Source organism: Nocardioides terrae (assembly GCF_900112345.1).
Taxonomy (GTDB): domain Bacteria; phylum Actinomycetota; class Actinomycetes; order Propionibacteriales; family Nocardioidaceae; genus Nocardioides; species Nocardioides terrae.
The window spans coordinates 146,669-156,512 of sequence record NZ_FOLB01000011.1 but is presented as its reverse complement, the minus strand read 5'-3'; the positions used below and the strand labels follow the sequence as shown (position 1 = coordinate 156,512).

At 71.7% G+C, this 9,844-nt stretch carries 9 protein-coding genes and 1 rRNA gene; all 10 read right to left on the bottom strand.

Annotated elements, in window-relative coordinates:
* Positions 1–122 (bottom strand): 16S ribosomal RNA (locus tag BM236_RS15020); the annotation flags it as partial.
* A 436-nt stretch (positions 123–558) separates the two neighbouring features.
* Entirely contained in the window at positions 559–1,173 is a 615-nt protein-coding gene (locus BM236_RS15015; protein WP_245750354.1) for a DNA-3-methyladenine glycosylase, read from the bottom strand.
* Positions 1,139–2,602, bottom strand: a complete 1,464-nt coding sequence (gene argH, locus BM236_RS15010; RefSeq protein ID WP_091125378.1) for an argininosuccinate lyase — start codon at positions 2,600–2,602, stop codon at positions 1,139–1,141. Before argH ends, BM236_RS15015 begins: the two co-directional genes overlap by 35 nt.
* Complete coding sequence (argG, locus tag BM236_RS15005) at positions 2,602–4,050, bottom strand: argininosuccinate synthase (RefSeq protein ID WP_091125376.1); 1,449 nt, start codon at positions 4,048–4,050, stop codon at positions 2,602–2,604. The genes argH and argG overlap by 1 nt, the downstream gene beginning before the upstream one ends.
* A gap of 7 nt (positions 4,051–4,057) precedes the next feature.
* Positions 4,058–4,609, bottom strand: coding sequence for an arginine repressor (locus BM236_RS15000; RefSeq protein WP_091125374.1), 552 nt, complete (start codon positions 4,607–4,609; stop codon positions 4,058–4,060).
* Positions 4,606–5,550 carry an ornithine carbamoyltransferase gene (gene argF, locus BM236_RS14995; protein WP_091125372.1) on the bottom strand — a complete coding sequence of 315 codons (945 nt, stop codon included), beginning with the start codon at positions 5,548–5,550 and terminating at the stop codon, positions 4,606–4,608. The genes BM236_RS15000 and argF overlap by 4 nt, the downstream gene beginning before the upstream one ends.
* Positions 5,547–6,728: an acetylornithine transaminase gene (locus tag BM236_RS14990; RefSeq protein WP_091125369.1), complete on the bottom strand. Its 1,182-nt coding sequence runs from the start codon at positions 6,726–6,728 to the stop codon at positions 5,547–5,549. Before BM236_RS14990 ends, argF begins: the two co-directional genes overlap by 4 nt.
* Positions 6,725–7,651: an acetylglutamate kinase gene (gene argB / locus BM236_RS14985; protein ID WP_091125367.1), complete on the bottom strand. Its 927-nt coding sequence runs from the start codon at positions 7,649–7,651 to the stop codon at positions 6,725–6,727. The genes BM236_RS14990 and argB overlap by 4 nt, the downstream gene beginning before the upstream one ends.
* Positions 7,648–8,802, bottom strand: coding sequence for a bifunctional glutamate N-acetyltransferase/amino-acid acetyltransferase ArgJ (argJ, locus tag BM236_RS14980; protein WP_091125365.1), 1,155 nt, complete (start codon positions 8,800–8,802; stop codon positions 7,648–7,650). Before argJ ends, argB begins: the two co-directional genes overlap by 4 nt.
* On the bottom strand, positions 8,799–9,824 hold the full coding sequence (gene argC, locus BM236_RS14975) for an N-acetyl-gamma-glutamyl-phosphate reductase (protein WP_091125363.1): 1,026 nt from the start codon (positions 9,822–9,824) through the stop codon (positions 8,799–8,801). The genes argJ and argC overlap by 4 nt, the downstream gene beginning before the upstream one ends.
* Positions 9,825–9,844: the final 20 nt, after the last annotated feature.

Below are 9,844 nucleotides of genomic sequence, written 5' to 3'. Positions count from 1 at the left end.
ATTACTCACGTGTTACTCACCCGTTCGCCGCTCGAGTACCCCGAAGGGCCTTTCCGCTCGACTTGCATGTGTTAAGCACGCCGCCAGCGTTCGTCCTGAGCCAGGATCAAACTCTCCGTTGAAAAACAACACCCCACACCAACCAGGTCGATGCAGAGAAAAAGAGATGCCCTGACAGGAGACACTGACAAAAAATTGCCAGAATCAATTGTCAAAGAAACCATCAACCACCAAAAAGGCAGTCGACGGGGCATAACAAACTAATTCGTCGACTATGACACACTGTTGAGTTCTCAAGAATCACACGCACACCGTGCTCGGCCTGTCGGCCTTGCTGCGGGGCAACCTGCAGAAACTTACCGGCTCCGTCTGTCCCGGTCAACTTGGCGTTGAGCCGGTCGGACTGGCCGAATCGGCGCGCGCTTCACCTCGGTCCGGTTGGCCTCTCGGCCGGTGGGCTTTGGTGTCGCTCGCGGCGACAGGAAGAACACTACACAGGGGCGTCCGGGGCTTCAAATCCGGGCGTACGTCCGGCGTTCAGGCGCCGGCGACCCCTGCTCAGGGCGCTCGTCGCGGCCGATCCAGGGCCTTCGCCGGGCGGTAGACCGAGACGGTCGGGTCCCCCGTGATCCAGAATCGCCACGGCCGTTCCGGAGCGCCGCGGAGCCCCACCCGCGGGCCGGTCGACACCTGGGTCACCGGCTCCCCCAGCTCGAGCCGGACCGGACCGCGGCTGAGGTCGGCGCCGTCGGCGGCGCGGGTCAGGCCGAGCGCCTGCGTGAGCCGGGCCGGTCCCCGGGCGAGGTCCCGGTCGCTCGACCCGAGCCGGCGCTGGCGGGCTGTGTCGAGGCCCTCGACCACCTCGCCGGCGCGCATCAGGCACCCGAAGGGGACGCCCTCCGGCCCGCAGACGACGTTGGCGCAGAAGTGCATGCCGTAGGTGAAGTAGACGTAGAGGTGGCCGGCCGGTCCGAACATCGTCGCGTTCCGGGCGGTGCGGCCGCGGTAGGCGTGCGAGCCCGGGTCGGCCGGGCCGGCGTACGCCTCGACCTCGGTCAGCCGGACGGTGACGCCGCCGTGCGAGAGCAGGGCGCCCAGGAGCAGCGGGGCGACCTGCTCCGCCGGGCCGGACAGGCGCTCAGCGAGCTCGGCCACGCTCGTCCAGAGCGGCACGCGCGGCGACGACCCGCTCGCGCAGCTCCGCCAGCTGCTCGACGACCCGGACCGGGGCGGTGCCACCACGGCCGTTGCGGGACTCGACCGACCCCGTGGCGGTGAGGACGAGCCGCACCTGCGGGGTCAGGGCCGGCGAGATCGCGGCGAACTCCTCGTCGGTCAGGCCGTCCAGCTCCGTGCCCTTCGCCTCCGCCGCCCGGACGCACGCGCCGGCGAGCTCGTGCGCGATGCGGAACGGGGTGCCCTCGCGGACGAGCCACTCGGCGATGTCGGTGGCCAGGGAGAAGCCCTGCGGGGCCAGCTCGGCCATCCGCTCGGTGTTGTAGACGAGGGTGGCGACCTGACCGGTGAAGGCGGGCAGCAGGACCTCGAGCGTGTCGACGGAGTCGAAGACGGGCTCCTTGTCCTCCTGGAGGTCGCGGTTGTAGGCCAGCGGAAGCGCCTTGAGGGTCGTCAGCAGCCCGGTCAGGTTGCCGACCAGGCGCCCGGCCTTGCCTCGAGCGAGCTCGGAGATGTCGGGGTTCTTCTTCTGCGGCATGATCGACGATCCGGTCGACCAGGAGTCATGCAGCGTCACGAAGTCGAACTCCCTGGTCGCCCACAGGATGATCTCCTCGGCGATCCGCGAGACGTCGACGCCCGCCTGGGCGCAGACGTAGGCGAACTCGGCGACGAAGTCCCGCGAGGCGGTGCCGTCGATGGAGTTGGCGCTCGACCCGGTGAAGCCCAGCTCGTCGGCGACGAGCTCGGGGTCCAGGCCGAGGCTCTGGCCGGCGAGGGCCCCCGAGCCGTACGGCGAGTCGGACCCGACCCGCCGGCTCCAGTCGCCCAGCCGGTCGACGTCGCGCAGCAGCGCCCAGGCGTGCGCCAGCAGGTGGTGCGAGACCAACACCGGCTGGGCGTGCTGCAGGTGGGTGCGTCCCGGCATGATGGCCGGTCCGTCCGGACCGGTCAGGTGCGTCTGCGCCTGGGCCGCCAGCGCGTCGACCAGGTCGAGCAGCAGGCCGGCGACGACGCGCCCGTGGTCGAGCAGGTAGGACCGGAAGAGCGTGGCGATCTGGTCGTTGCGCGACCGCCCCGCGCGCAGCTTGCCGCCGACGTCCGGACCGACCTCCTCGATCAGCAGCCGCTCGAGCGCACCGTGCACGTCCTCGTCGGACGCGGCCGGGCGCAGACGGCCCGAGGTGAACCGCTCGGCGAGGGCGTCGAGACCGCGGTGCAGCTCGAGCTCCTCCTCCGCGGTGAGGAGGCCCGCAGCACCGAGCGCCTTGGCGTGCGCGTGGGACCCGGCGATGTCGTAGAGCGCCAGCCGCCAGTCGAAGTGCGTCGAGCGGGACAGCGCCTCGAGCTCGGGCGAGGGGCCACCGGCGAACCGGCCGCCCCAGAGCTTGCCCTCGTTGGTGGTGTGGGGGGTGGTCTCGCCCATCAGTCGGTCCCGAACTCCATCGCAGCGTCGTCGAGCGCCTCGTCGAGCGCGACGGCCTCCTCGGTCGCCTCGGGGTTGGCCGAGATCTGGTCGAACCCGCCGGCCGGGAGCTCGCCGAAGAGGGTGCCGTGCTCGACGAGCACGTTCCCCTGGTCGAGCGGCTGGGCGGCGTACGCCTCGAGCTTGGCGCGGCTGTCGGCGATGTCGAGGTTGCGCATCGTGAGCTGGCCGATCCGGTCGGTCGGGCCGAACGCGGCGTTCTCGACGCGCTCCATCGAGAGCTTCTCGGGGTGGTAGGAGAAGTTCTCGCCCTCGGTCCGGAGGATCGTGTAGTCGTCGCCGCGGCGCAGCCGCAGGGTGACCGTCCCGGTGACGAGGGAGGCGATCCAGCGCTGGATCGACTCGCGCAGCATGAGCGCCTGGGGGTCGAGCCAACGACCCTCGTAGAGCAGCCGGCCCAGCATGCGGCCCTCGGTGTAGTAGTTCGCGAGGGTGTCCTCGTTGTGGACGGCGTTGAGCAGGCGCTCGTAGGCGGCGAAGAGCAGGGCCATGCCCGGCGCCTCGTAGATGCCGCGGGACTTGGCCTCGATGATCCGGTTCTCGATCTGGTCGGACATGCCCAGTCCGTGCCGGCCGCCGATCGCGTTGGCCTCGAGCACGAGGGCGACGGCCCCGCCGGGACCGTCGAAGCGGCGACCGTTGATGGCGACCGGCCGGCCGGCCTCGAAGCTGATCGCGACGTCCTCGGTCTCGATCGCGACCGAGGGGTCCCAGAACTTCACGCCCATGATCGGCTCGACGGTCTCGAGCGAGACGTCGAGGTGCTCCAGGGTCTTGGCCTCGTGGGTGGCGCCCCAGATGTTGGCGTCGGTGGAGTAGGCCTTCTCGGTGGAGTCGCGGTAGGGCAGGTCGTGGGCGACGAGCCACTCGCTCATCTCGTGCCGGCCGCCGAGCTCGGTCACGAAGTCGGCGTCGAGCCAGGGCTTGTAGATCCGCAGCTCGGGGTTGGCCATCAGCCCGTAGCGGTAGAACCGCTCGATGTCGTTGCCCTTGTAGGTCGAGCCGTCGCCCCAGATGTTGACCTCGTCGGACTGCATCGCCCGGACCAGCATCGTCCCGGTGACCGCGCGGCCCAGCGGCGTCGTGTTGAAGTAGACCTTCGCGCCCGAGCGGATGTGGAACGCGCCGCACGCCAGCGCCGCCAGTCCCTCCTCGACCAGCTGAGGCTTGATGTCGATCGCGCGGGCGATCTCGGCGCCGTACTGCTTGGCCCGGTCGGGGACGCCGGAGATGTCGGGCTCGTCGTACTGCCCGATGTCGGCGGTGTAGGTGCACGGGATGGCGCCCTTGTCGCGCATCCAGGCGACCGCCACCGAGGTGTCGAGGCCCCCGGAGAACGCGATGCCGACGCGCTCGCCCTGGGGCAGGGAGGTCAGGACCTTGCTCACTTCTTGCTCATCTCTCGTGTGCGTCGGATTCGGTCGGTTCGTCGTGGTGGGGCTGGTCGGCCAGCGCGAGGAACCGCCGCGCCAGGTCGTCGCCGCCCTGCGGGTCGCGGCCGATGACGAGGACGGTGTCGTCGCCTGCGATCGTGCCCAGGATGTCGGGGAACTCGGCCTTGTCGAACGCCGAGGCGAGGAACTGCGCGGCCCCGGGCGGCGTCCGCAGCACGACCAGGTTGGCGCTCGCCTCCGCGGAGACGAGCAGCTCGCCGCAGAGCCGGGCGAGCCGGTTGCGCGTCGCGGCGGTCTCCCCCGGCGCCGCCGGGCGCCGGTCGCCGCCCTCGCCGGGAACCGCGTAGACCAGCGCACCGCCCGAGGAGCGCACCTTGAGCGCGTCGAGCTCGACGAGATCGCGGGAGAGCGTCGCCTGGGTGACCTGCACGCCGTGCTCGGCGAGCAGGTCGGCCAGCTCGCCCTGGGACCTGACCTCGTGTCCCTCGACCAGCTCGACGATGAGCTGGTGGCGGGCGTTCTTGGTCGACGGTCGGAGCGCGGACTCGGTCATGCGCCCACGCTCTCCTCGAGGAGGAAGGCCAGGATCGCCTTCTGGGCGTGCCGCCGGTTCTCGGCCTCGTCCCAGACCACGCTGCGCGGGCCGTCGATGACGGCGGCGTCGACCTCCTTGCCGCGGTAGGCGGGCAGGCAGTGCATCGCGATCGCGTCGGGCTCCGCTCGGGCGAAGAGGTCCTCGGTCAGGGAGTACGACGAGAAGACGGCCAGCCGCGCGTCCGCCTCGTCCTCCCGGCCCATCGAGACCCACGTGTCGGTGACGACCACGTCGGCGCCGGTCACGGCCTCGGCCGGGTCGGCGGTCCAGCTCGCCGTGCCGCCGGTCGCGGCGCCGATCTCGTTGGCGCGCTCGAACGTGTCCTCGGCCGGGGCGTAGCCCTCCGGGGCGCCGATCACGACCTGCATCCCGGCGAGCGCGCCGGCGAGGACCCAGGAGTTGCCCATGTTGCAGGCGCCGTCGCCGAGGAACGCCACCCGCACCCCGCTGAGGCTCTGCCCGTCGGTGGCCTTGTGCTCCCGGATCGTGAGCAGGTCGGCGAGGAGCTGGCAGGGGTGGAAGTCGTCGGTGAGCGCGTTGACGACCGGCACACCCGCGTACGCCGCCATCTCCTCGAGCCGATCCTGGGCGTAGGTGCGCCACACGATCATGCTCGCCTGCCGGCCGAGCACGCGCGCCACGTCGGCGACCGACTCGCGGCGGCCGATCCCGGCGAGGGTGCCGTCGACCAGCATCGGGTGCCCGCCGAGCTCGGCGATGCCGGCGGCGAACGACGCCTGGGTGCGCAGGGTCGGCTTGTCGTAGATCGTCGCCACGGTGCGCGGCCCGGCCAGCGGCTTCGCGCCGTACGGCTCCGCCTTGAGCGCCGCGGCGAGGTCGAGGACCCGCGCCTGCTCCTCGGGCGTGAGGTCGTCGTCGCGCAGGAAGCTGCGGATCATGCGAAAGCCTCGTCCAGGATCGCCGGCCAGGCGCTCAGGAACGCCTGGGCGTCGTCGGGCGTGAGCACCAGCGGGGGTGCGAGCCGCACCCGGCGAGGAGTCGCGTTGTTGACGATGAAGCCGGCCCGCAGCGCGGCGGCGGCCACCTCGGCGGCCCTGTCCTCGGTGAGGACGACGCCGATCAGCAGGCCCTCCCCCGTCACCTCGGCGACACGGGGGTCGGCGGCAAGGCCGTCGCGGAGCTTGTGGCCCAGCACGGTGACGTGCTCGAGCAGGTTCTCGTCCTCGATGGTGCGGACGACCGCCAGCGCGGCGGCGCACGCCACCGGATTGCCCCCGAAGGTGGTGCCGTGGTTGCCGGGCTCGAACAGCGTCGCCGCCCGGCCCAGGCCGATGCAGGCCCCGATCGGGATGCCGCCGCCGAGGCCCTTGGCCAGCGTGACGATGTCGGGCGTGACGCCCGCGGAGTGGGAGGCCAACCAGTGGCCGGTCCGGCCCATGCCGGACTGGATCTCGTCGAACCACAGCAGTGCGCCGTGCTCGTCGGCGATCGCCCGGGCGGCCGCGAGGAAGCCTTCGGGTGGCGCGACGACGCCGGCCTCGCCCTGCAGCGGCTCGATGAGGACCGCGGCGGTCGCGTCGGTGACAGCGGCGGTGAGGGCGTCGACGTCGCCGTAGGGCACGAAGGTGACCTCGCCGGGCAGCGGCTCGAAGGGGGCGCGGTAGGCCTCCTTCGAGGTCAGCGCCAGGGAGCCCATCGTCCGGCCGTGGAAGGAGCCGTCCATCGCGACGACGTGCGTCCGGCCGGTGCGACGGGTGAGCTTGAGGGCGGCCTCGTTGGCCTCGGTGCCGGAGTTGGCGAAGAAGACCTTGGCGTCCTCGGTGGCCCCGGGCGCGACCAGCGAGATGAGCTTCTCGGCGAGCTCGATCTGCGGCGCGGAGGCGAAGAAGTTGGAGATGTGGCCGAGCGTCTGCAGCTGGGTCGAGACCGCCTCGACGATCGCGGGGTGCGCGTGGCCGAGGGCGTTGACGGCGATCCCGCCGAGCAGGTCGACGTACTCGCGTCCGTCCTCGTCCCAGACGTGGGCGCCCTGGCCGCGGGCGAGGACGAGCTTCGGCGGGCCGAACGTGTTCATCAGCGCGCCCTGGTAGCGCTGGGTGGATGCGCTCGAGGTCATCGGGCAGCCCTCCTGATCTTGGTCTCGACACCGGGCAGGACCTGCGTCCCGATGCCTTCCTCGGTGAAGATCTCGAGCAGCACGGCGTGCTGCTCGCGGCCGTCGACGACCGTCGCACGCGGTACGCCGCCCTGGACCGCCTGGAGGCAGGCACCCATCTTCGGCACCATGCCCGCGGCCAGCGACGGCATCAGCTCGGCGAGGGCCTCGGGGCCGATCTCGCCGATCACGTCGTCGCTGTTGCCGTAGTCGCGGTAGAGCCCCTCGACGTCGGTGAGCACGAGCAGCTTCTCTGCCCCCAGCGCGACGGCGAGCGCGGCGGCGGCGGTGTCGGCGTTGACGTTGTGCGCCTGCCCGCTGGAGTCGGGGGCGACGCTGGAGATGACCGGGATGCGACCGGCCTCGATGACGTCGAGGACCGCCTCCGGGCGCACGGAGGTGACCTCGCCGACGAGGCCGAGGTCGACCTCCTCGCCGTCGATGACCGTGCTGGTGCGGCTGGCCGTGAACAGGCCGGCGTCCTCGCCGGACAGGCCGACCGCCAGCGGGCCGTGCTGGTTGAGCAGGCCGACGAGCTCGCGCTGGACCTGCCCCACCAGCACCATCCGGACGACGTCCATCGCCTCCGGGGTGGTGACCCGGAGGCCGCCCCGGAACTCCGACTCGATGCCGAGCCGGTCGAGCATCGCCGAGATCTGCGGGCCGCCGCCGTGCACGACGACCGGCTTGAAGCCGGCCAGCCGGAGGAACGCGATGTCCTCGGCGAAGGCCACCTTGAGCGCGTCGTCGATCATCGCGTTGCCGCCGTACTTGATGACGATGACCTTGCCGTTGTACTTCTTCAGCCACGGCAGCGCCGCGGCCAGGGTGGCGGCTTTGGCCGTGTCCACGGCGGCCTTGGTCTCGTAGTGGATCTCGCTCATGAGCTGTAGGCGCTGTTCTCGTGGACGTAGGCGTGGGTCAGGTCGTTGGTCCAGACGGTGGCCGACGCCTCGCCGGCCTTGAGGTCGACGGTGACGGTGACGTCGCGCTCCTCGAGGCTGACCAGGTCGCGGTCCTCGCCGATCCCCGAGTTACGGCACACCCAGACGCCGTTGATCGCGACGTCGAGGTCGGCGGGGTCGAAGGCGGCCCCGGTGGTGCCGACGCTGGCGAGGATGCGGCCCCAGTTGGCGTCCTTCCCGAAGATCGCGGCCTTGAAGAGGTTGCTGCGCGCGACCGAGCGGGACACCTCGACCGCGTCGTCCTCGCTCGCGGCGTGCACGGTGGTGATCGCGATGGAGTGGTCGGCGCCCTCGGCGTCGGCGAGCAGCTGGAGCGCCAGGTCGGTGCAGGCGTCGGCCAGCCTGGCCGTGAACTCCTCCAGGCTCGGCGCGATCCCGCTCGCCCCGCTGGCCAGGAGGCTGACGGTGTCGTTGGTCGACATGCAGCCGTCGGAGTCGAGCCGGTCGAAGCTGACCCGGGTGGCGGCGCGCAGCGCCTTGTCCAGGTCGGCGGCAGGTACGACGGCATCGGTGGTGATCACCACGAGCATCGTGGCCAGGGCCGGCGCGAGCATGCCCGCGCCCTTGGCCATGCCGCCGATCGACCAGCCCCCACCCTCGACCACGACCTGCTTGGCGACGGTGTCGGTCGTCATGATCGCGTGGGCGGCCGCGTCACCTCCGTCGGCGTCGAGGGCGGCCGCCGCGGCGTCGACGCCGGCCAGCAGCGCGGCCCGGTCGTTGAGCAGGCCGATCAGGCCGGTCGAGCAGACCACGACGTCCCCGGCGCCGATGGCGAGGTGCTCCGCGACCCGCTCGGCGGTCGCGTGGGTGGTCTGGAAGCCCTCGGGGCCGGTGTAGCAGTTGGCGCCGCCGGAGTTGAGGACGACCGCCCGGACGACGCCGTCCTTGGCGACCTCCTTGCTCCACAGCACCGGGTTGGCCTGGCAGCGGTTGGCGGTGAACACATTGGCCGCGTCGAAGCGCGGGCCGGTGTTGACGACCAGGGCGAGGTCCTTGCCGCCGGAGGACTTCAGCCCCGCCGTGACACCCGCGGCCCGGAAGCCCTTCGGGTGGGTGACGCCGCTCATGGTGCGAGTCCGATCGTGCTCAGGCCCTGGGCCTCGTCGAGGCCGAGGGCGAGGTTCATGCACTGGACGGCGGCGCCGGCCGTGCCCTTGGTGAGGTTGTCGACGGCGCCCACCGCGACCAGCCGGCCGGCGGCCTCGTCGACGGTGACCTGGAGGTGGACGGCGTTGGAGCCGGTCACCGCCTTGGTCTGCGGCCAGGTGCCCTCGGGGAGCAGGTGGACGAACTGCTCGGTGGCGTAGGCCTTCTCGTAGACCTCCCGGACCTGCTCGGCGGTGACACCGGGCCTCAGCTTCGCGGTGCAGGTGGCGAGGATGCCGCGCGGCATCGGGACGAGCAATGGGGTGAAGCTGACCGTCACGGTGCCCTCGGTGAGCGCGGACAGGTTCTGGGTGATCTCCGGGGTGTGGCGGTGCACTCCCCCGACGCCGTACGCGCTGACGTTGCCCGCGGTCTCGCTGCCGAGCAGGTGCGCCTTGGCGGCCTTCCCGGCGCCGCTCGTGCCGCTCGCCGCGACCACGACGACGTCGTTGTCCACCAGGCCGGCCGCGACCGCCGGCGCGAGGGTGAGCGAGGAGACGGTCGGGTAGCAGCCCGGCACAGCGATCTTCGTGGCACCCATCAGTCGCTCCCGGTTGCCGGGAAGCTCCGGCAGGCCGTAGGGCCAGGTGCCGGCGTGCGGGGAGCCGTAGAACCGCTCCCACTCCCCCGCGTCGACGAGCCGGAAGTCGGCGCCGCAGTCGATCACGACGGTGCCCTCGGGCAGGGCCTCGGCGATCGCGCCGGACTGCCCGTGCGGCAGCGCCAGGAAGACGACGTCGTGGCCGCTCAGCACCTCGATCGTCGTCTCCTCGAGCACGCGCTCGGCGAGGGGGAGGAGGTGCGGCTGCAGGGTGCCGAGGCGTTGTCCGGCGTTGGACGCGCCGGTGAGCGCGCCGATCTCCACCTCCGGATGGCCGAGCAGCAGGCGCAGCAGCTCACCCCCGGCGTACCCGCTGGCACCGGCGACGGCGACCCGCCTCACGTGGGCTCTCCCTCACTCAT